The 21246-nt window shown below is 62.5% G+C and carries 23 protein-coding genes, 1 tRNA gene and 1 pseudogene; 15 read left to right on the top strand and 10 right to left on the bottom strand.

Going from position 1 to position 21246, the window contains the following annotated elements; all coding sequences use genetic code 11:
* Positions 1–75: 75 nt before the first annotated feature.
* Together E1161_RS21700 and E1161_RS21695 are read right to left on the bottom strand one after the other, a co-directional pair.
* Positions 76–687: an ANTAR domain-containing response regulator gene (locus tag E1161_RS21700; protein WP_093416966.1), complete on the bottom strand. Its 612-nt coding sequence runs from the start codon at positions 685–687 to the stop codon at positions 76–78.
* Between the two features lie 121 nt (positions 688–808).
* Complete coding sequence (locus E1161_RS21695) at positions 809–2113, bottom strand: amino acid permease (protein ID WP_132626245.1); 1305 nt, start codon at positions 2111–2113, stop codon at positions 809–811.
* Between the two features lie 266 nt (positions 2114–2379).
* Between E1161_RS21695 and E1161_RS21690 the strand changes: the two genes are divergently transcribed.
* The 4 genes from E1161_RS21690 to E1161_RS21675 all read left to right on the top strand — a co-directional run bounded on the left by E1161_RS21690 (position 2380) and on the right by E1161_RS21675 (position 6188).
* Positions 2380–2455: transfer RNA gene (locus E1161_RS21690), tRNA-Leu, on the top strand.
* A gap of 83 nt (positions 2456–2538) precedes the next feature.
* Positions 2539–3798: a tyrosine-type recombinase/integrase gene (locus E1161_RS21685; RefSeq protein ID WP_235875203.1), complete on the top strand. Its 1260-nt coding sequence runs from the start codon at positions 2539–2541 to the stop codon at positions 3796–3798.
* A gap of 142 nt (positions 3799–3940) precedes the next feature.
* Positions 3941–5500 (top strand): pentapeptide repeat-containing protein, encoded by a 1560-nt coding sequence (locus E1161_RS21680; RefSeq protein WP_165939903.1) that lies wholly within the window; start codon positions 3941–3943, stop codon positions 5498–5500.
* 106 nt (positions 5501–5606) lie between these two features.
* Positions 5607–6188 carry an NUDIX hydrolase gene (locus E1161_RS21675; RefSeq protein WP_132626188.1) on the top strand — a complete coding sequence of 194 codons (582 nt, stop codon included), beginning with the start codon at positions 5607–5609 and terminating at the stop codon, positions 6186–6188.
* Here the strand turns inward: E1161_RS21675 and E1161_RS21670 are convergent.
* Together E1161_RS21670 and E1161_RS21665 are read right to left on the bottom strand one after the other, a co-directional pair.
* Positions 6141–7268, bottom strand: a complete 1128-nt coding sequence (locus E1161_RS21670) for a tetratricopeptide repeat protein (RefSeq protein ID WP_132626243.1) — start codon at positions 7266–7268, stop codon at positions 6141–6143. The two genes, E1161_RS21675 and E1161_RS21670, sit on opposite strands and share 48 nt — an antisense overlap.
* A 175-nt stretch (positions 7269–7443) precedes the next feature.
* Complete coding sequence (locus E1161_RS21665; protein WP_328591297.1) at positions 7444–7866, bottom strand: helix-turn-helix domain-containing protein; 423 nt, start codon at positions 7864–7866, stop codon at positions 7444–7446.
* 119 nt (positions 7867–7985) lie between these two features.
* Between E1161_RS21665 and E1161_RS21660 the strand changes: the two genes are divergently transcribed.
* From E1161_RS21660 to E1161_RS21640, 5 genes are read left to right on the top strand one after another with little or no spacing between them, the layout of a single operon-like run.
* On the top strand, positions 7986–8264 hold the full coding sequence (locus tag E1161_RS21660) for a helix-turn-helix domain-containing protein (RefSeq protein WP_132626186.1): 279 nt from the start codon (positions 7986–7988) through the stop codon (positions 8262–8264).
* Entirely contained in the window at positions 8261–8617 is a 357-nt protein-coding gene (locus tag E1161_RS21655; protein ID WP_132626184.1) for a WhiB family transcriptional regulator, read from the top strand. Before E1161_RS21660 ends, E1161_RS21655 begins: the two co-directional genes overlap by 4 nt.
* Positions 8604–8939, top strand: a complete 336-nt coding sequence (locus E1161_RS21650) for a hypothetical protein (RefSeq protein WP_132626182.1) — start codon at positions 8604–8606, stop codon at positions 8937–8939. The genes E1161_RS21655 and E1161_RS21650 overlap by 14 nt, the downstream gene beginning before the upstream one ends.
* Positions 8936–9646, top strand: coding sequence for a hypothetical protein (locus E1161_RS21645; protein WP_408012010.1), 711 nt, complete (start codon positions 8936–8938; stop codon positions 9644–9646). Before E1161_RS21650 ends, E1161_RS21645 begins: the two co-directional genes overlap by 4 nt.
* Positions 9643–11760 (top strand): FtsK/SpoIIIE domain-containing protein, encoded by a 2118-nt coding sequence (locus E1161_RS21640; protein ID WP_132626181.1) that lies wholly within the window; start codon positions 9643–9645, stop codon positions 11758–11760. The genes E1161_RS21645 and E1161_RS21640 overlap by 4 nt, the downstream gene beginning before the upstream one ends.
* 177 nt (positions 11761–11937) lie before the next feature.
* Here the strand turns inward: E1161_RS21640 and E1161_RS21635 are convergent, their stop codons facing one another.
* Both E1161_RS21635 and E1161_RS21630 read right to left on the bottom strand, forming a co-directional pair.
* Entirely contained in the window at positions 11938–12153 is a 216-nt protein-coding gene (locus E1161_RS21635; RefSeq protein ID WP_132626179.1) for a hypothetical protein, read from the bottom strand.
* Complete coding sequence (locus tag E1161_RS21630; protein WP_132626177.1) at positions 12150–12362, bottom strand: zinc finger protein; 213 nt, start codon at positions 12360–12362, stop codon at positions 12150–12152. The genes E1161_RS21635 and E1161_RS21630 overlap by 4 nt, the downstream gene beginning before the upstream one ends.
* 270 nt (positions 12363–12632) lie before the next feature.
* On the opposite strand from E1161_RS21630, the gene E1161_RS21625 reads away from it, so the two are divergent.
* Positions 12633–13805 carry a hypothetical protein gene (locus tag E1161_RS21625; RefSeq protein ID WP_235875202.1) on the top strand — a complete coding sequence of 391 codons (1173 nt, stop codon included), beginning with the start codon at positions 12633–12635 and terminating at the stop codon, positions 13803–13805.
* 445 nt (positions 13806–14250) lie between these two features.
* On the opposite strand, the gene E1161_RS21620 is transcribed toward E1161_RS21625, so the two are convergent.
* The gene (locus E1161_RS21620) at positions 14251–15015 is read right to left on the bottom strand and encodes a hypothetical protein (RefSeq protein WP_132626175.1); all 765 of its coding nucleotides are present in this window, start codon (positions 15013–15015) and stop codon (positions 14251–14253) included.
* Between the two features lie 203 nt (positions 15016–15218).
* On the opposite strand from E1161_RS21620, the gene E1161_RS21615 reads away from it, so the two are divergent.
* Positions 15219–16115: a DUF4231 domain-containing protein gene (locus E1161_RS21615; RefSeq protein WP_132626173.1), complete on the top strand. Its 897-nt coding sequence runs from the start codon at positions 15219–15221 to the stop codon at positions 16113–16115.
* Between the two features lie 447 nt (positions 16116–16562).
* On the opposite strand, the gene E1161_RS21610 is transcribed toward E1161_RS21615, so the two are convergent.
* Together E1161_RS21610 and E1161_RS21605 are read right to left on the bottom strand one after the other, a co-directional pair.
* Positions 16563–17252 carry a hypothetical protein gene (locus E1161_RS21610; RefSeq protein ID WP_132626171.1) on the bottom strand — a complete coding sequence of 230 codons (690 nt, stop codon included), beginning with the start codon at positions 17250–17252 and terminating at the stop codon, positions 16563–16565.
* A 5-nt stretch (positions 17253–17257) separates the two neighbouring features.
* Positions 17258–18361, bottom strand: a complete 1104-nt coding sequence (locus E1161_RS21605; protein WP_132626169.1) for a TIGR02679 domain-containing protein — start codon at positions 18359–18361, stop codon at positions 17258–17260.
* A 1250-nt stretch (positions 18362–19611) separates the two neighbouring features.
* On the opposite strand from E1161_RS21605, the gene E1161_RS21600 reads away from it, so the two are divergent.
* The 4 genes and pseudogenes from E1161_RS21600 to E1161_RS28555 form a co-directional block, all read left to right on the top strand.
* Positions 19612–19863, top strand: coding sequence for a hypothetical protein (locus E1161_RS21600; protein WP_132626167.1), 252 nt, complete (start codon positions 19612–19614; stop codon positions 19861–19863).
* The gene (locus E1161_RS28560; protein ID WP_132626165.1) at positions 19761–20090 is read left to right on the top strand and encodes an AAA domain-containing protein; all 330 of its coding nucleotides are present in this window, start codon (positions 19761–19763) and stop codon (positions 20088–20090) included. Before E1161_RS21600 ends, E1161_RS28560 begins: the two co-directional genes overlap by 103 nt.
* Entirely contained in the window at positions 20087–20335 is a 249-nt protein-coding gene (locus tag E1161_RS21590; RefSeq protein ID WP_132626162.1) for a biotin/lipoyl-containing protein, read from the top strand. The genes E1161_RS28560 and E1161_RS21590 overlap by 4 nt, the downstream gene beginning before the upstream one ends.
* Before the next feature lie 4 nt (positions 20336–20339).
* Positions 20340–20957: pseudogene (locus tag E1161_RS28555) on the top strand (biotin carboxylase N-terminal domain-containing protein); the annotation flags it as partial.
* Between the two features lie 5 nt (positions 20958–20962).
* Here the strand turns inward: E1161_RS28555 and E1161_RS21575 are convergent.
* Positions 20963–21246, bottom strand: a 284-nt coding sequence (locus tag E1161_RS21575) for an integrase core domain-containing protein (RefSeq protein WP_132626160.1), incomplete at its 5' end; no start/stop codon positions are given.

Raw genomic sequence — 21246 nt, 5'->3', positions numbered from 1 at the left:
GAAGGAGGCGGGGCGCCCGTGGGCACCCCGCCTCTTGCGATCAACCCGCCACGCAGAGCGGCTGCGGAAACCCGCCTAGGACAGGTTCTCGAGAACCGCCTGCGCGACCGCCTTCATCGTGGTGCGGCGATCCATCGCGGTTCGCTGCAGCCAGCGGAAGGACTCGGGCTCGGAGAGGTTGTGCTTGCTCATCAGCAGGCCCTTGGCCCGCTCGATGGTCTTGCGCGCCTCGAGGCGTTCGGTGAGGTCGTTGACCTCGGCTTCCAAGGCCTGCACCTCGGTGAACCGGGACACCGCCAGCTCGATGGCCGGCACCAGGTCGCGCTTGGCGAAGGGCTTGACCAGGTAGGCCATGGCCCCGGCGTCGCGCGCCCGCTCCACCAAATCGCGCTGGCTGAAGGCGGTCAGGATGACCACCGGCGCGATCCGGTCCCCAGCGATGTTGGAAGCGGCCTCGATGCCGTCCATCTTCGGCATCTTGATGTCCAGGATCACCAGATCGGGTCGAAGTTCCTCGGCGAGCCGAACGGCTTCCTGTCCGTCACCAGCCTCACCGACGACCTGGTAGCCCTCCTCGCGGAGCATCTCCACGAGGTCGAGCCTGATCAACGCCTCGTCCTCGGCCACGAGTACGCGACGTTCGACGGGCTTGGCCTCGCGTGTGTCCTCGGCAGCCGGCGTCGTCACCGGGATCCTCCAGTAGAACTCGGGGTCCGCCGATGCGGTTTGCATCGGAAACCGCAGCTTACCGGTAGTGACTTCACGCCGAGGTTAATAGGCGGCGTGACCATTGCGACATCGTGAGCGCTCACGCTTTCGAAGGTTTCCTCCGCACGAACACCAGGTAGATCAACATGATCGCAGCGACGCTGACCAGGCTCAGCACGAGCTGCGACCGGATGTCCGGCACGAAGATCATGGCAGCGATCACGGTGCCGATCAGCGCGAGGGTGACCCAGGTCAGGTAGGGGAAGAACCACATCTTCAGCTTCAGCGACTCCGGCGCCTCGCGCTCGAGGCGACGCCGCATCCGCAGCTGCGAGAGCGCGATCATGGCGTAGATGAACAGCGCCACGGCACCCGCGCTGTTGATGATGAAGTAGAAGATCGTGTCCGGAGCGACGTAACTGGCCGCAACAGCGACGTAACCGACCAGTGTGGACAGCAGGATCGCCTTCCACGGAACACCACGACCGTTGAGGTCGCGCACCCAGCCGGGAGCGAACGACCGCTGCTGCAACGCGAACAGCATGCGGGAAGCCGTGTAGAGACCGGAGTTGAGCACGGAGACCACCGCGGTGAACACCACGACGTCGACGACCACTTCGGCCGCGGGAAGCCCGAACCGGGTGAACGCCGCCGCGTACGGGCTGCCTTCGGTGGGGATCTGGTCCCACGGCGTGATCATCACCAGCAGCGTCACCGAGCCCACGTAGAACAGCAGCACCCGCCACACCACGGCTTTGGTCGCCTTGGCCACCGAGCGCTCCGGCTCGTCGGACTCGGCGGAGACGATGGTGACGATCTCGGTCCCGAAGTAGGAGAAGATCACGATCACCACGCCGTGCAGCACGGAGAAGCCGCCGTTGGCCAAGAACCCGTCCTTGCCGATGTTGCCGACCGACATCTCGGCCCCGGGCCAGAGCCCGAGGACGAACACCGTCCCGCACAGCAGGAAGATCACGATGGTGATGACCTTGATGGAGGCCAGCCAGAACTCGGTCTCGCCGAAGGAGCGCACCGACACCAGGTTCGTCCCGGTCAGCACCAGCATCAGAACGAGCGAGATGACCCACTGGGGCACCATCGGGATCAACGGGTTGATCAGCTCGGCCCCGGCGACGGCCTCGAAGGCCACCACGCCGACCCAGTAGTACCAGTACAGCCAGCCGAGCGTGAATCCCGCCCACTCCCCCAGCGACGTCCGCGCGTACTCCATGAAGGAGCCCAACGTGGGCGCCGCGGTGGCCATCTCACCGAGCATCCGCATGACGAGCACGACGATCAGCCCGCCGATCGCGTAGGACAGCACGGCCGCCGGCCCGACGGTTGAGATCACCGCCCCGCTGCCGATGAACAAGCTGGCCCCGATGATCCCGCCGAGCGCGATCATCTGGAGGTGCCGGTTCTTCAGACTCCGCCGCAACCCAGCGGGCGTCGGCTCCACCTGAGTTCTGTCATCGACCAACACGGCCTCCGCGCGTTCGACCCACCACACACTGCACGACCCGCGAACTTAAACCGCCGTGATCACAACCACCAGCCCCACGCGGAAAACGATCACCCGGACACCGCAACAACACCCTGACCAGGGGTAACTCACCGGACACCCTCCCGGAAGACCCTGATCAGCCGTCACGTATGCTGACAACAAGACCAGCCCCCGTAGCCCAACGGCAGAGGCAGCGGACTCAAAATCCGTCCAGTGTGCGTTCGAATCGCACCGGGGGCACCAGCCTTCACCAGGCAAAACAAGCGAATATGTGGATCATGGCTTGATCCGTGGGCATGGCCTTGGGCATGAGTATGCTCAAGGCCATGAGTGCTGCGCGCGATCAAAACCGCAAGCGGGGCAACATCGAGGAACGCGGAGGAGCACTCCGCGTCCGCCTCTACGCCGGTACGGACCCGGTGACGGGCAAGCAGGTTTACTACCGCGACACCATCCAGGGCACCAACAAGGCCGCCTGGAAGAAGGCGGAGAACAAGCTCGCCGAGTTCCAAGCCAAGGTCGCGAAACAACGTTCGGCGCAGTCCTCGGTGAACCTCGCCTACGCGCTGTCCGAATGGATGCGCACCAACGAGCTCGCGAATAGCACGCGGAAGACCTACGAGGGCTACATCGACCGGACGATCGTGCCCGCACTCGGCGAGACGCCAGTGAACAAGCTGTCGGCCCGGATCCTCGAAGGTCTCTACACCGAGCTACGCCGCTGCCGGAACCGCTGCAACGGCAAGCCCTTCGTCGTGCACAAGCGCTCCGGCGAGCACGACTGCGAAGCAGCAGGCTGCAAGCCGCACGAGTGCAAGCCGATGGAGACCTCCACGGTCCGCCAGATCCATGCCATCATCAGCGGCACCCTCGACGCCGCCGAACGCTGGGAATGGATCGACACCAACCCGGCACGCGTCGCCCGCAAGCCCAAGCAGAAACGCCCTGAGCCGGATCCGCCCTCCCCCGCCGAGGCCGCCCGGCTATCCGAGGAAGCGTTCCGCATGGACGACGACTGGGGCACGCTCGTCTGGCTCGCCATGACGACCGGCGCACGCCGAGGCGAGCTCGTCGGGCTGCGCTTCTCTCATGTGGATCTTGAACAGGAAGTCATAGCCCTACGCCGCAACTGGGTGCTCGGAGAAGAGAAGGACACCAAAGCACACCAGATCCGCCGCATTGCTGTGGATTCCGAGACGGTGACACTGCTGCGGGAGCATCGCGAGCGAGTCCGCCTACGCGTCGAGTCGCTCGGCCGGAAGTTCACCGCCGACTTGTTTGTCTTCACCGGTACCAAGACGCCTGACCATGTCCAGCCGTACCCACCCAACGCAGTGACGCAGCGGTACAAAGACATGGCCGACCGCCTCAACCTCGACACAAACCTCCACGCCCTGCGCCATTACTCCGCCACCGAACTCCTCACCGCCGGCGTTGACCTCCCTACGGTGTCCGGCCGCCTCGGACACGGAGGAGGCGGCGCCACCACCCTCCGCGTCTACGCAGCGTGGGTTGCCGCATCCGATCGCAAGGCCGCAGAGATCCTGGGGAGCCGGTTGCCTAAGAGGCACGGCGAACCCAGCTGACAGCTCCGCAGCTCGACGGCATGAAATCCAAGTACCGTCCTACTGCCTCCACACCCGAAGGAATGTTGGCCAAAGCAAAGCACATCTGCGCCCACATCTGCTTGGATCGAGCTCCATGAGCCCCGAGTCACCCCCGCGATGGATGCAGTGGAGACATTACGAATTACAGCTCGCCACCGTCGGTGCGGTTGCATTAGCGGCAGGAGTCCAAGCATGGTCACCTGCCATCTTAACCGAGCCCATCAGATGGGGCTTTCAAATTTTAAAGTCATGGGGTCTTTTTGATACCCCCGCACTAGTCACATTGTTCGGCGCCTTCGCGCTCCTAACACTTACCTTCACCCGATCAATCAGGATACCAAAAGAAAACCCGACCAAGGCCACACCTCAGCAATTACGTCCATTACGGTGGCAATTAGTTGCGCTTGCCATTATTGCGATATCGCTGATCACTTGGCTCGCCCTAAATTGGCTCCTTGGCGTGGCGTCAAATGCTACCGATACCGCCAGCGCACGCATCGAAGCGATCCGAACAGCTTTAACAATTGGAGCAGGCACGGGTGGCGCCATAGCGCTCATGCTGACCGCGCGGCGACAATGGCTGGCGGAACACGCACAGATGCACACTGAGTCGGACTCTGCACAACAGAGAGCAAATGAATTATACGCGCAGTCCATCGAACAGCTTGGACACGAAAAAGCACCGGTACGACTCGGCGCACTATATGCGCTTGAACAGCTCGCCCAGCACAACGTCAAACAAAGGCAGACTGTTGTCAATGTGGTATGCGCGTACCTGCGCATACCGGTCACCTCGACTTTAGCAAGCTACCTACTCTCCAAAAGCACAAAGGAAGACGAGATCAACAATGCAAGCAAGTGCGAGACTGACATTGTAGGAGAAAATAAAGAGGCCACCGAGCACTCTCCGGGAGAACAAGAGCTTCACGTCCGGGTGGCTGCTCAGCAGATTCTCACTCGCCACCTGTCCACTGAGGGCAATTCCGAAAACCCGGCAAATGATTACTGGCCTGATATCGATATTGATCTACGGGGCGCGGTCTTGCTCGATTTCTATCTTCCACACGGGGCACGTATTCGCAACGCCCAGTTCTCGCGTGCAGAGTTCCACGGCTACACCTCATTCTCCCACGCAACATTCTCAAATCTCGCAATCTTTTCATGGGTCAAATTCAGGCCAGAAATCGTCAGCTTTGACGGCGCATCGTTCCCGGGCGGAGCCGACTTCGAAGATGCCGAGTTTATTGGCGACGCAAGCTTCGAAAAAGCACACTTCGGCAACACGCTGCAGAACCCTGCCGAGTCTAGCTTCAGTGGAACAGTATTCGAAAAAGAGGCCAACTTCAACAGAGCAACCTTCTCCCACGGCCCAAATTTCTCTAACGTGGAATTCAAAGGAGACGCCGACTTTTCGAACGCAACACTTAACCAATCCAAGTACATCCTCAAGGGCGACGCCGCTCAATTTACCAACACTCTATTCTTGTCCGATGTGAAATTTACGCAGTGGTCTGGACATAAACCGCGAATCCCAATCAACCTATCTGGATCACAGGTTTTTGTTAATTCCACGACACAGTCGAGACGCATATGGCCAGCCGGATGGATTGAAGAGTCGCGCATTGAGCAAAAGGATCTGGACGGCGGCAGTGGGGTATGGCATCGGCTCATTCCTGAGTAGCGAATACCGACGTCATACCGATCCCGGCACCGAGTTTGTTTCGGAAGAGCCTGAGGACTCGCGTGAGGATGCGCAGTCCCACCCTCGTAACCCGTACGCTCCAGACGTGAGCAATGAGCGCGGAGCTTGGAAGACGTACGGGGAGCGGTTGGTCTACGACAACCGGTGGGTCCGTTTGGGGTTGGCCGACGTGGAAGCGCCGAACGGTGAGCGGTGGGAGTACCACGTGGTGCACCTGGCGCGGATCGCGATCGCCTTGATCGTTGATGAGCAGGACCGGGCGTTGATGCTGTGGCGGTACCGGTTCCCGACCGAGCAGTGGGGTTATGAGCTGCTGGGCGGCATGGTCGACGACGGTGACGACTCGGCGGGGACTGCCGCTCGTGAGGCCGCTGAGGAGAGCGGGTGGGAGCCAATCGGGGACGGTGAGCACCTGGTGACCTTCGAGCCGTTGCCGGGGCAGGTGACCGCGCCGATCGACGTGTACCTGTGGCGCGGCGCGAAGCACATCGGCGAGCCGACCGAGACCGAGGAAGTCGGGCGGGTCGAGTGGGTGCCGTTGTCGCGCGTGACGGAGCTGGCGCAGCGGCAAGAGCTGCTCGGTTCCGGGACGCTGGTCGCGCTCCTCTACTACCTCACGTCACGCGGCACTGCTGCCGGGCAGGATCAGCCCGTCCAGACGCCGTAGCTGCCGGTCCGACTTGATTCGGGACGCCAGACGCCGCGCTTGCCTTGCATGGTCGAGCGCGGCGTCTCTGTCTCCAGATGCAGCAAACGCGTACGCGAGATCGACCAGTAGCCCCGTGCGCGCGCGGACGAACGCTTCGGGCACGCGCGGCAACACGTCGGTGAGCTGGTCGATTGCTTCCGGTTCGCCGAGCTTGCCGAGGGCGTTGCCGCGCCACCGGTCGAGGTGGGATCCGCCAAGGAACAGGAACGGCAGCTCGGCGTCGATCGGTTCAGGCGGAAGCAACGTGTCTGCGGCGTCGAAAGCGCGGAGCGCGTCGCCTCGCTGACCGGCTGCGGACAGGCACTCGCCGGCAGCCGCCGCGAGCCACGCGCGTAGCAGTGGCGGTGCGGCGTTCTCGGCGGCCTGGCGCGCGTGCTCGACCTGTTCAACCGCTGAGGCTGCTTCCCCGATGTCGACCAGGATGAAGGCTTGTTCGGCCATCGCGTGTGCGAGCAAGGCCGGGGACATCGCTTCGCGCGCCGCGGCTTTCGCGCGTTCGTAGTGCTGCCATGCCTGGCTGATCGCGTTGCGGTCCAACGCTTCCCAACCGGCCAATGTGGATGCTTCGGTGAGCGCTCCGGCGAGCTGCTCCCGCTTGCCTCCGATGGTGTTGTAGCCGAGCAGGCTTTCGACCTGGTCGATCGTGCCGCGCAGCTGATCGAGCAGCGTCACCCCGCCGAACTTGCGGTCAAGTCGCCGTGCGTCGTCGATCTGTCGTCGGAACACGGCGACGGTATCCGCGTCAACGGTGCGCGCCATCTCCAACCGCGCCCGCAGCTCCGCCGCGTCGTCGTCTTCCTCGTCCGCCGGGAAGCCGAGTTCGTCGTTTGTGCGGCCGTAGATCTCCCGGAACAGGCGTTGATACGGCTCGCTGACCTGCTCGTGCCCGTTCTCCCAGCGGGAGAGTTTGGTCTTCAGGCTCGCTGCCGTCATCACCGGGACGCCGCGCACGTCGGCGCGTTGCCGCAGCAGTCGGACCACGCCGTCTGCGGAGTAGCCGAGCTGCTTGCGCACGCGTTGCAAGGGGGTTCCGGTCATCGCCTCACCCATGCCGAATAACGGGTTTGACCTGGGAAGTTAATTGCGGTTAATAGGGACGCGGTTAACCCGCGCCACCTGCAAAAACGCGCTCGGATGCCGTTTCTTGGAGGCATGCGCCACAACGACTGAAACCGCCCTCGCTGCGAGGCCGGCCGCTTCGGACCCGAGTCGGCTACCCGGCTCGCTTGCCGTCACGGTCGTCTCGGAGTCGGTTGTTCAGCTCGTCGAGCTGGTGCGTGATCTCCCGCAGATGCCGTTCGATCGCGTCGAGCCGAGTCGGCACGTCGTCCTCGGGGAAGACGGGGTCGTCGACAGCGGGAGGCGTGTGGCCTTCCAACAGGGCCAGCAGGTGCCGAGGGTGCCATTCGAGCGCGAGCGACAGCGCTTCCAGCGTCCGCGTGCTTCTGCGGCGTACGACCGTGTGTCGCTGCAACTCGCGCACCGTCGCCTGCGATACCTGCGCGCGCTTCGCCACGTCACGCTGACGCAAGCCCAGCTCGCGCGTTCGCTGATCGATCGCACGCGCGACCGCAGCCCAATCCTCCGACACGTATTCCTCCGCGCTCCGCTTCGCCGCCGAGATTAACGCCTTCACGCGATTCCGCGGTTCTCCCTCAGCTCAGAAATACCGCGTTTCGCCTCTCTCGCGCCGAGTAGCGCTAATACAAGCTCGAATGTTCGCCAAAATAGGCGCTCCTACCCAAAGGACTTCACATGACATTCGGTCACGAGAACGTCGATAGGCCGACGTTCTACACGGTTCGGGAAGCCGCCCGAATCATGCGCTGCAATCCGTCAACCCTGTACCGGGCCATTAGGGAGAACGCTTTTCCCGCTGTCCGGGTCCGCGCTCGTTACGTCGTTCCCGCTGCTGCCGTCGACCGGCTCGCCGCGGCGGCGAGCGAGTCCGGCGGGTGCGTCGACGTCGCCCGGCTGGCGGCCGACCAGCGTGCCGCCGCCGAGGTCGCTCGGATGACCGGGAGTGCGCGATGAACGACTGTCTCCACGCCATCGCCGTCCGCCTCGACCGGCTTCGCGCGGTCCCCACCGATGTGCTCGCCGAGATCGTCATGCGTGACGACCCGTGCATGTGGGTCGTCGGCGACGACGGCCCGCCGGAGCCGGACGGACCCGACCCGGACCGGCAGCTCGCCGCCGACCTCTGCGCCGGATGCACGGTGCAGGACGTCTGCATCGAGCTCGAATTCCGCTTGCACGGCGCGAAAACCATCGGCGTGTGGGGCGGTCTGTCGGACGCGGACCGACGCGAGCTCTTCGTGATTTGGGCCGATCGACGACAAGACGACTTCGCCGCCGAGGAGGTGAACACCGATGACGACGCTTGATCTCTCGCGGATGGAGACGTTGGTGGGTGTCGGGCTGCTGATCGCGGTCTTCGCGATCTGGCATTCGAGCCTGAGGGTGGCGCGGCGGACGACCGAAGCCGCGCACGCCGGATCGCGGATGGTGTCGCTGACCGGGCGAGTGCTGGTGACGGCTGCGGTGATCGTGGCCGTGCAGTGGCTCGTGGTCCACCACAGCCGTGAGACGGGGCTGTTGCTCGCTGTGCTGGCGGTTCCGGCGCTGATCACGGCGTTCACGTTGGTGCGGGCGCTCACGGTCACCACCGAGGACCGGCACCACCGGCGCACGAGGCAGCGTCGATGAGCGCCCGGCAGTCGAGCGCCGCCGGGGACGGGCGGGTTCCGTCTGTCCCCGGCCCGGCCGAATCCGTGGAACAGGTGCGACGGCAGGTCGATCGGCTGTGCTGGTCGGGGATCCTGCTCGGGCTGGCGTTCACGATGACCAACGTGCAGCGGTTCGCCGCGGCCGGCTCGCCGGTCGGCTCCCTGCAGTGGTGGGCCGCCTGGCTACTGGATCCGATGGTCTCGCTGGTGCTGCTGGCGATCCTGCGCGCCGAGCAGGTCACGGCGCGCTACGGGGTTCGCACCGGCGGGTGGGTGCGAACGGCGAAGTGGTTCACGCTCGCCGCCACGTACGTGATGAACACCTGGGACGCCTTCGCGGCCGGACATACGGCAATGGTCGTGCTGCATTCCGTGCCGCCCTTGGTCGTGTTCGTCGCGGCTGAGGCCGTGACGGATCTCCGCGACAAGCTCACCGAGGCGATCCGCGCAGCCCGTGAACACCAGGCGGACACGATCGCGGACACCGTGCCGGAAGCAGTCGAGCCTGTCCGGACAGCCGCTCGACGGATCTCCTTCGACGAGTACCTGCAACGCGCCCGCCAGTCGTGGACACCCGAGGTGACCGTCACCCCGGCATGGATTCGGCAGGTCACCGGTTGTTCACGCGGATTGTCGTCGCGGCTGTCCGCCGCGCTCGTGTCCGAAGTAGGTGAGGGGGAGGCATGAGCACGTACGACGAATCCCTGCCTGCGCAGCGGCAGTCGGGAGCGGTCGAGTCGGCCGTGTTCGACGCCGAACTGATCGACGACGTCCCGCAGGCTCCGAGCCTGACACGGTGGCAGAGGTTCATGAACTGGTGGCAGCGTTCACGACACGTGCCGCTCGCGCTGAAATCTCGGCACGCGGCCAAGAACGCTCTGCTGCGCCTCGCAGGGTTGTTGCTTTGGTCGCCATGGTGGTTCGTGAGCGCAGTTGGTCGCGGTGCAGTCGCGGTGTTCCGGACCTGGCGCAAGTGGGTCCGCGTGCACGACTACCGGGAAGCAGCGGAGCAGTCAGAGAAGCTCGCGGACAAGTTTATCGAGATCCGCGAACTCACCTTGTTCCGCTGGAAAGTCACCGGCATGACCGTGGTCGCGGTCGCCACGGCCGGAGCCGTCGTCTATCTGCTCTACGGCGGACGGGCGTTGTGGATCGCGGCGGCCGTCGTCGGGCTTGGGATGGCCGTGTTCGGTCGACGCAAGGACGGCGCTCCCGGCCGCACCCCGACGTTGTCCGGACCACGCTCGCTCACGTGGATGATGGATCCGCAAATGCTCGTCGACGCGTTCCGCGACGCGAAGCTGATCGGCAAAGACGAGTCGCTGCGGCTCGTCGAGCGAGCCTCGCACGACGGTGCCGGGTGGGCCGTGACGGTGGACCTTCCCGCGACTCGTAAAGCCGCCGACGTTATCAAGAACCGGGAAGCGCTCGCGTCAGCGTTGGCGGTCGACGAGCTGCAACTGATCGCCGAGCGCGTGCGCGGCCGTGGTGGGCACGCGGGACGGGTGTTCCTGTGGGTGGCCGACAGCGATCCGTATGCCGGTCCGCCGCTGCAGTTCCCGCTGCTCGATGTTGAGCGCTGGGACGCATGGCAGCCGATCCCATTCGGGAGGGACGCACGGAGTCGTCGTGTGGATATGCAACTCGTGTGGACGTCGCTGCTGATCGGTGCGATTCCCCGGCAAGGGAAGACGTTCGCGACCCGGCTACCGGCGGCGGGACTCATCCTCGACCCGCATGCGCGGCTGTACGTCTTCGATGGCAAAGGAGGTAAGGACTGGGAAGCCGCCGCGAACGTTGCGCACCGGTTCGTCTGCGGCGACGAGATTGAGCACGCCGAGAGGATCCGGGGTCACCTCGTCGAACTGGTCGCGGAGGTCCAGGCACGCTACGCCCGGATGTCCACGCTGGACGACGACCTGTGCCCGGAATCGAAGATCACCCCAGCGATCTCGCAGGATCGCGATCTCGGTATGCCGATCACGGCCGTGATCATCGACGAGGTCCAGGTCTACTTGGAAAATCCTGTGAGGGAGGACGTAGGAGGCAAGAAGAGCACGCTCGGCGCCTACATCGCTGACCTGTTGACCTACCTCGCTCGCAAGGGGCCGGCGGTCGGCATCGTCGTCATCCTGGCCACCCAGCGCCCGGACTCGAACACGATCCCCTCCCGACTCCGCGCGGTACTGGGGTCGCGGTTCGCACTGCGGGTCATGGACTGGCGGGACTCGAACATCGTCCTCGGCGAGCAGATAACCACGCGTGGCTTCGACGCGTCGACGCTGCTTCCGGGACATAAGGGAGTCGGGATCCTGCGTCCGGACGCCGACACCGACACGGGCGCGGACATGATCGCGAAGACGGTGCGGACGTACTTCATGGCGAACCCGGACTGGCGGACGATCTGCGAGCGCGGCCGTGCACTGCGACAGGAAGCCGGAACGCTCACGGGTCACGCCGCGGGCGACGACGAGCAACGAGCCGTCGACCCGGCAGCCGTGTTGAAGGCGCTCAGCAACGGCGCAGCCATTGAGGAAGAAGCCGTGACGATCCCGGAACCACTCGCATCGGTTCTCGACTACCTGGGCGACGACCTCGACGACCGCGAGTTCGTCCCGACCGCCGAACTGGTCGCAGCGCTCGACGTCGAACCGACCATGTTCGGCCGACAGATGGGCGAGTGCGGCTGCCAGCCTCGGCGCGGTCGAGCCGCATCCGAGGACGGCACCATCCGGCAGGTTCGCGGCTACTACACCGCCGGCCTCCGAACGGCAGCGGCCGAGCACGGCGGGGACGGGTAGGTGTCCCGGTGGGGCGGCGACCCGTCACACGACGCCAACCCGTCCCCGCACACGGGACGAGTCCGAACAAGCAACGACCAGCGAGAACGAGAACCAGGACGGGTGGGACGAGTTGTCGCGAACCCGTCCCACCCGTCCCGCTTAGGGTCTGTTATTAGTCTCGACGAGACGGCCGCACTACCCGTCCTGGCCCGACTCCGTCGCACCGTCGATGACATGCGGCGTCTGCTGCTGTTCGTCCCGAAGCATCGCTGTCACGGATTCGAGCAGGTCAATTACCTCGGCGAAGTCGACCTGATCGGCTCGCCCAGCTCCGACCTCGAACGCGAGATCGTCGAGCAGCCATTGAGTCTTGCGCAGCAACACCGCCAGCGCTGCCGAACGGGTCGTCATGACTCGCTCGCCACGAGCCGATGCGCCGCCTCGTTACAGCCGACGCAGGTATCCCACAACCACGCCAGTTCGCTTGGCTCGGCGACCTCGACGAACTGGCCGCACAGCGTCTCAATCTGCTCGGACACCGGATAGTTCCCAGCGAGGCGGCGCCGGTCGGTTGTCGCGTGTCGCTTCCTCTCGGCGGGTGTCCAGCGAAACGGGTGCATGGCTGTCCCTATGCGTCGATGCCTGCTCGGTGTGCGCGTGGCCCGTGCTCGACTCGGGGTATCGGCACGGGCCACGGCCGGCGTCCGGCGACGGCGCAGAAGCGCGGAGTGGGCACCGCCGCCGGACTGACGTGTGACCAGCCTCCATGCGGCGTGTCACACTGAAATGAGCTTCTCAACCCGCCAATATTGGCGGAACGACATCGGCACGACATACGGACGACATGCACTAGGCGGACGGGGGTAGAGACGGTGCGACCGCCTCGTACGGTGCTCGAACAGAAGATTAGGGAACGGCGTCAGACACTCGAAGAGTTCACCGAGTACGCTGGACGATTCGCGCGCGAGCACGACGAGCCCGGAACACTCAGCCTGCGGCACCTTCAAAGGCTGATCGCGGGGCGTGGACCCAGCGGACAACCGCTCGGGCCTGTCCGGGCCGTGACGGCACGGCTGCTCGAACGGATCTTCGGGCTGTCGATCGATGAACTGCTGTCAACGCCGCAGTGCGACGACGAGGGCGCCGAACTGCGGCAGATGCTCGACGTGTCGCGTCGCATTGACGGGACTCTTTTGGAGCTTCTGCGCGGACAGCTCGACTCGATACGGCGCGTCGATCGGCAACTCGGCGCGGTCGTGGCGTACGAGGAAGTCGGCGCCAAGGCAAACCAAGTGGAAAAACTCTTCGCTCACAGCCTCCCCGGAGACACGCGCGAACAACTCGCCGTCATCCTCACCGAACTCCACACGCTCGCAGGCTGGCAAGCCCTCGACCTCGGTAAGATGCACAACTCATGGCGGCACTACGAGCGCGCGAAACACGCCGCACGCGAAGCCGGCGCCGAGTCGTACGAGATCCACACAGCCGCCGAACAAGCCTTCGTACTGCTTGACCTCGGTGAAACCAAAAAGGCCGTCGACTTGTTGCATGACGCCCGTCGGTGGGCCCACTCAACATGCCCACGGCTTCTCCGATCCTGGCTTGCCGCCGCACACGGTGAAGCACTCGCCGCCCATGATCGACGAAGCGAGAGCCTCAGCGCGTTTGACACTGCCACTGAACTTCTACCGACCGGATCGGCGGACCCCGCTAGCCCATATGTAGTGCTCGATTCCGTACACCTCACCCGTTGGCGAGGGCATGCTCTCGCCCGCTTCTCCGATCCTGCAGCGGTCGACGTGCTGTCACATGCACTAAGTGAGCTAGACGAGAGCTTCACCCGCGCAGAAACGGCGCTGCGAGTCGATCTGGCAACCGCACTGGCTGCCATAGGTGAGGAACGCGCAGTACGAACCGAAGTCGATCACGCTGAGCGTCTGGCCGCCTCCATCGGTTCGGTACGGCAGCAAAAACGACTTGCCTCCGCCAAACAGGGAAAGAATGTCGACGATCCATCCTTACTCAGGACACACTCCTCACGCCACATAAATCTCCTTCCTTAGTTTGCGGGCGCCTTCAATTTCCTTGCCATGCAACGAATCAAACTGAAGACAAATCCATTGAGGTGATCTCAGTGGAATGGGGATGGCTGAGGGCCTGAGGAGATGTGGGCGTGGGGTCCTGGTACAAGAAGGCCTCAGGGCCGACAGCTTGCTCACTGGCGTCTAGCCGGATGAAGGTACTGGAAAAGCTGCTCCGAGCTCGTCTATTGAAAAGTCTTGTGGCACTAGCTATCTCGTCGCTGTAATAGGTGGTTGCCGTGGCAAGATGCGGGAGATGTTCAGGTGATCACGTGGGGTCCTGGTTCTGAAGATGATCTTGGGACCCTGGAAGCTCTCTATACGGAACTACGGCGCGCCAGAACCGCTGCCGCAATTACCATAAAATGGCCGAACGCGCGGAGATAACTCCTATATATGGCGCCTCAGTTAGCGTCTCGTCAGGCCCTCAAAAGGGTGGCTCATCAGAAAAACCGTGCCTATCGTGCCATGGATCAGAATTTCCAATACAATTGTCAATCCACCTGTCGTGCGAAGTACTAGTTCGATCGTCCACCAAGATTTCGCGGTCACTCGACTGCATCCGCCGGCCTTCGGAGAGGTGCTCTATATATCGGACCATGGCGGCATTATTCGCATCGCTCTGCGCAGAAACATTCAAGGCTTTTCTAACAGTGTGCTGAAGCAGATTGAACTGATCCTTCAGGTCTGCTATTCCACGCTCTTCGGCATTTTCAGACTTGCGTAGCTGATTCCAGTTGATCGCGTAGTTGACGGGAGTTTGCACAGGATCACCATTTTCAATACCCTCAAGCATTTGAGATATTGACTTTTTCGCCTCCTCGGCTGAGTCCAGATCTTTGTGATCTAATTGAATTGTGCGGAACCCGTGGATGTCAAAGGGGGGATTCTGCCCTTGCGCGATAAGCTGAATAAACGGCTTTCCTGTTACATGCCGAATTGCGAGCTCGTAGAACACATTCGGGTTGTGATCAGTGAGATCCGCGACGACAACTTGAGCATTTAATATCTTCTCAAGCACTTGTGTCGTGATGTGCCCGGACTGTTCGATCGTGTCCCCGCGAGTGCAGCTGTACCCCTGGTACTCAAAAACCGGCTTGACTACATGCTTAAATACTTGATTCGCCCTTCGTCGGGTATCTGAACCGGGCGCTCCAATCGGCGAGACAACGAAACACTCCTTGCCTTCCATTGAATTTTCCACAGAATGTCCAATCCGTATTCGCCGGGTTACTCCAAATGTATGACCATTCAGGATGGTACAACATGTTGATCATCCCACGTCCACACCAAGAGGGTTGCCCAATCGCCGTTCCTTGTCGATGATCATGGCAAGCGGTGGTGTCGGCTCGGCGCCGTCGCCAGGACATGGCTCATGGATGAACGGGGAGCGGGATGGCTGTGGCTGATCAACACCTCGATGTGCCACTGCGTTTGGATGACCATCCTGGCCTATTCCAGGCCGCCGATCAGGCCTCCTTGGCTGGTCAGCGGCGTTTTCTTCATGCGGTACGGGCACGTTTGACCCTGTCGATTCTGGCGGCAGTCTCGGCTGCATTCACAGTGCAATCCGGGCCGGCAGACTGGGCCGCAGTGGTCACAGCGCTGTGCTTTGTCGGCACCTTGGGCGTGGAAGTGCTCGTGCTGCGGGGGCGACCAAGCAAAACCTGGTATCAGGGGCGCGCGTTAGCCGAGTCGGCCAAATCGCTGACCTGGCGCTATGCGGTCGGAGGCGATCCCTTTCCGCTGGAGTTATCGCCGGCCGAGGCTGACAAACGTTTCACGTTGCGCCTACAGGCACTCCACACTGATTTTCCTGACGTCCAGTTGCTCCCAACCCAAGCCCCAGCGATCAGTGAGCCGATGCGTGCCCTGCGTCAATCAGCGCTGCCGGAGAGGCGCAGGGTCTATCTACTCGGCCGTGTCGATGATCAGCGCAGCTGGTATGCGACCAAAGCCCGGTTCCATCAACAACGCGCCAGTCTCTACCGCCTGGGCACCATCATCTTTGAAATCACCGGCATCGCCGTTGCACTGTCGCGGGCGCTCGGGCTGATCACGTTTGACCTCGCCGGGATAGTAGCCGCCGTCATCGCCGCCATCGCCGCTTGGTCAGCCACCCGCCAGCACGACTCCACTGCCGAGGCATACGTCGTAGCCAACCACGACCTTGGCCTGCTCCGCGAACGACTCCACCATCACACCGATGACGCCTGGGCCGACGCTGTTGCTGACACCGAGGCAGCCATCAGTCGCGAACACAGCACCTGGCGCTCCTCGCACAACGAGTAAAGTCCAAAATCGTTCGCTCGCATGTGGGACCAAGCCCATCACGAAGCAGCGAGCCGAGTGAAGGTTGGCTCGCATCGACCACTTCAACGACCCGTCTCCCCGCCGCAGCCAACTCACTCGCGCTGTCTATGACGGCCGCGTCCGCAATGACGCAGGCAAGGTTCGCCTGATTTACAAGGTCGACAAGACCTCTGAGTTCTTCCGGGCGGCGGCCACGACACGAATAGAATTAAATAGAAACATAAGCAGCGATCCGGGAGATCGCCGAGTAAACCAGGATTCACGACAAATCGCCGTGCCGTCCGAAGTTCTCCTCCCTCCACGATCTCGGAGGAGAACTTCGCTGCGGGGCAAACGTCGTTGGCGAAGCAGCCGGTTCGACTGCTAGGCACCAGCACCAACCATGTTATAGCCCACGACGACGGCGAAGTGCGGCAACAGGTCGACTCACGGGGCGCTACGGCTATTTGGCACCCTTGCCAAACCTCGGAATGCGTTGGCACCCGCGATAATCCTATTTACCTCGCCGGAAAGCTTGCCCTCGAGCGTCTTCGGAAGCCGGAAAAACCCATCCTCCGTGAAAACTGAATAATCCGGGTTGATTCTATATGAACCTTGAACCATTTTGCTGCGATCCACTTGGAATGATCCGATCACTTGTTCCGGGTTAACGCTCTCCCTACTTGAACTCTGCCGGCCATCGATAACCAGCAATCGACCCGTGCCGATCACTTTCGCTTTTGTGATCGCCTGCTCGTCAGTCGGGGATTCACGGGCGACAAATGAGTGCAGGAAATTCACGAAGGATGTGTTCACCATTAGATTCTCAGGAACAATAGCTCCCCCGTCTTCGAAAGGCCTGGCCATCTGCCCAATTATTAGTTCGGTTGGCAGCTTGTCGCCTTCCGCAAGCGTTCGACCAAAACCAAACAGACAGACTGCATCACGGGATTCTTTTTTCCAGTTAATTGGCGCAATGGCGATTTCGCGGTTGAGGTTACGAAATTTCACGTCACGCACTGCGATACAGATATCCCGAATAAGCTTTTCGAAGCCATCTTCGGCACGCAGCGCCTTTTTATCAGATAGCAGCGGCGAGTAGCCGTTGAGGTCTTCCGCGGTGATGTCTAGCCACACTGGAATTAGACGCCCACGCCCCACAGTCGTTGCCGAAAACAGGGCGCTAACTCCTGGCGCGCCCAGTTTTTTCGGAAAAAGTTGTGACTAAGTACAACCAGCCCTAGGCTAGAGGTAGCGATTCCGTGATCGATTGACTCTCGAAGGCTGTCACCTGCAGACAAACTAAAGTCATCGTACCAAACTTCAACACCGGCCTCTCTCAATTCTTCCGCTAGTCGTTTAACAATGACCGACTTGTCCTCACTAGCATGACTGATGAATAGGTCAGTCTCAGGACCAGGGTCACCCAGCACCTCACCACTTCTATCAGGAACAAATGCAAAATCACCGGTTCCATCACTGGGTGATTCTACTTCCTGCCCGCTGTACCAGCCGTCTCGCCAGCACTTATCCCGTCCGCGCTTAAGCGACTGTGGTTTTGCGGCGATCGAAACCGATCGTGAATGTTCGCGCACGCCGCATCGTTCCCAAAGCAGACGTCGATCCTCACTCGACTCTGGGTAGTCAAGCCCATGTGCGATTGCTGCCGCTCTAAGAACCATTCGCGTGACCGTGCTACGGTTCCCTGGAATGCCCAGCGCACGATCATCTCGCCATTCTGAAGGATCAGTTTCAGGGTCAAGATTAAGGGCAGCCAAGATCCTGGATACTTCCGGGGCAAGATTTGCCAGGTTATCTTGCGATCGTTGAAGAACTAAATCCATCCATTCATCAACCCATTTATGTCCGCAAAGCCCGTACGCATCAAGCGCACCAAGAAGCAGCTGCATTTGTTGCTGCCTCCTTTCCATGCGCTCCTGATCGGCCGTACGCCTCCGCATCAGTGGACGCTCATGCACTAGTTCGAGAACATCATCCAGCCCCATTCCGAATCGCTGCTCGCGCAGTATTTCGTCAAGACGGACAAGATCGACAGAAATCCTTGCAGGATGCCGAATACGCCGCCCGAGTAGGGCACCAATTTCAGTGGCCGCACCGTAGTCGCTAATATCCAACTGAATCTTGCGACGCTGCCGAGGCGCCTCCCTAGCGTCCCTCGACGCCTGCCATAGCGGAGCTAGCTCGTCCCTGCCATAGACAAACCGCGCGCCTTCATTCGTGCCCATCTATCCCCCAGCCCATAGTCACGCGCGAGCGATGATCTCATACGAAGGAGCCGAATTGGCAACCCTCAGATATATTTGCGCGGACAATCACCTAGCTCGCTTCGCTAACTGCAATGACCACCTGGTCGTAGGGCGAGTCGAACATTGCCTTCTCTGATTCAGGTGAATCTGAAGTGTAGTTTGACTGGTTTGTCGAGTTTGCAGCTTCCCAACATAGAGGGTTGGGCTATGTGCCGGTGGTCGTTTTGGCGACGCGAGGGTGATGGCGGTGCTGTGGAAGATGGCGAGACTCGGGCTGTTGCACCGGCCCAGACACAGGGCCGGGTTGAGTTAACAGCTGGGTAGCCAGTCGGCGGAGGGGCCAGCGTCCCCCACGAGAGCCTCCCTCTTCGTCACCCCGTTTACGTGATCAATATTGCCTGGCGAGGCACTACCCCTGCTCCCTGGTGCCTGGGTAGCGACGAGCCGCGCTCTGGTCCGGCCGCCCGAGCGCAAACGTCGACCAGGGGGCTTATGCCAAGCATTGCGTACATGTCTATCCACATTGTTCTTTCGTGGGCATGGGTTTGGGCATGAACTTCTGCCGCCTAAACCCGACGAGCCCAGACGAGAGACAAAACACACATGCAATGACCAGGCAATACACCAGGGCCACAGCGTGAAGCCGACTCAAAATCCGTCCAGTGTGCGTTCGAATCGCACCGGGGGCACCAGCCTTCACCAGCCCGCACCGGCGGTGAGCTGCGGATATCAGCGCGGATGCGGATCTGATTTCGCTTTCCACTCCTTGCCTGTGCAAGCCTCCTTTTGACGCCACTGTCCTGCTCTTCAACCAGGATGAGCCCTGCTGAACGCCGAACCGGCTGAAGAGGTCGTTGCGCCCCGAGGACCGGCGACTCCGGCTCGAAGCGGTCAGCCGTTTGCGCCTAGGCGGTGAAATCTCGATCGCGCCGGATCGCCGGCGATCACGCCAGTAGCGTGGTGGCGATAACGCCCTGGGGAGGTTGTGTGCTCGATCCGCGTCGGGAAGCGGCTGTGATCCGGAACAAGACCGGGGAGTTCGAGGACAAGACCAGCGAGATCGCGCGATATCAACAGCGGGGTGGCTCAATTTCGATCACCTTAAAAAAAGGGTTCCACCTACACGTACGGGCGTGATCGGGTGCGGGTGCTGCGCAAGCCGAAGCCGCTCCTGATTCCCGAAGGATCGTGAGTGGAGTTCGACGGCCAGATTTGGTGCGCGGTCGGTATTGGTTTTCCGTTCGGCTGAAGGCCAGTGGGCGCACATCGTCTACCAGCGCAAGGACGGTAGTGAGGGTGTCAGCTACTACCTCGCCTCGCAGGTGGAGGTGCGCGCCGATGTCGGTGCTTCCGGCACTGCCGCCGACGTGCGCAAGTACTGGCGTGCTGTTCTCTCCGGGATGCCTCCGGACGACCCGCTGCAGGATCCGCACGAGCGGATGACTACATCCACCCCGGCAGTGCGCTGGGCGCGTACCTGACCGGCTCACCCATCGAAACTCGCGAGCTGGCGGCGCCGCCGATCTACCCGTTCCGCTGCAACCTGAGCCAGCGTGCCGCGGTGGAAAACGCGCTCACCTGTTCGGTTTCGATCTTCGAGAGACCTCCGGGCACCGGCAAGACCGAGACCATCCTGAACCTGATCGCCAACATCGCGGAGTCTACCCCGCAGGGTGACGCCGACGACGTGATCAGGGCAAGCCGTTGACGCCAACCCCAGAACGAGCGGAGCCTGTACGACCTCACTACCGCCGCCCGGGCCCGGACGCGCCGGATTACGTCGGGACGGGCCAGTCCGTCACCGCTGAGGACACCGTCGGCCTGGTGGAGGTCATAAAGTCGTTCCACCCGGTTCTCGCCGGTGCCGCGGGCACCGTCAAGGAGGTCGTCACCGAGGGCGAATCGATGGTGGACGCGGGCCAGGTCCTGATGGTAATCGAGGTGGACGGATAAGCGGCTGCTCATCGCCAATCGAGGTGAGATCGCCGTCCGCGTCATCCGCGCCGCTCGGGATCTCGGGATCGAGACGGTCGCGGTGTGCAGCGAAGCCGATGCCGGAGCGGCGCACGCGCGGTTGGCCGACCGGGTCGTGCCTATCGGACCAGCTCCGGCGATGAAGAGCTACCTCCGCGGCGAGGCGATCATCGAGGCGGCGCGCCAGTCGGGTGCCGACGCCGTCCACCCCGGGTACGGCTTCCTCTCCGAGCGCGCCGACTTCGCGGAATTCGTCGCCGACGCCGGGCTGACGTTCGTCGGCCCGGCGTCGGCGGTGATCGAGCAGATGGGCGACAAGGTGCGCGCCCGGCAGGTGGCTGCCGCCGCCGGGGTGCCGATGACCGAGTACATGCTGGTCGACGACCCGCGCCACCTCGCCCCGCTAAACGGTCTGGATCCGGTCGCCGTGGCCCCCCGCTCACCGATGCGGGCCTGACCCCCTACCACGCGATCAAGCCCTCGCTGCCCAAGCTGGTCCCCGGCTCGACCGCGGTGGTCATCGGCGTCGGCGGGCTCGGCCACCTCGCCGTCCAGATCCTGCGCGCTGACCGCCGCCCGCGTCATCGCCCTGGACGTCAGCGGGGACTAGGTGTGATGTCCGGGGAGGTTGGTCAGTCGGGTGACTGGCGGTGTGCCTCCGATGGCGGAGTGGGAGCGGTGGTAATTGTAGAAGTGGATCCAGGCTGGCAGGGCGGCGTTGCGTTGCTGGGTTGATTCGTAGAGGCGGGCGTAGGCCCAGCCATCGGCGAGGGTGCGGTGGAATCGTTCGATTTTGCCGTTGGTTTGGGGCCGGTAGGGCCGGGTGCGTTTGTGGGTGATGCCGAGCTCGCGACAGGTGTCACGCCAGGCGTGGGAGCGGTAGCACGCGC

This window comes from Saccharopolyspora aridisoli, from assembly GCF_004348445.1.
In the GTDB taxonomy this organism is placed as follows: Bacteria; Actinomycetota; Actinomycetes; order Mycobacteriales; family Pseudonocardiaceae; genus Saccharopolyspora; species Saccharopolyspora aridisoli.
This window is presented reverse-complemented; position numbering and strand designations above follow the sequence as displayed.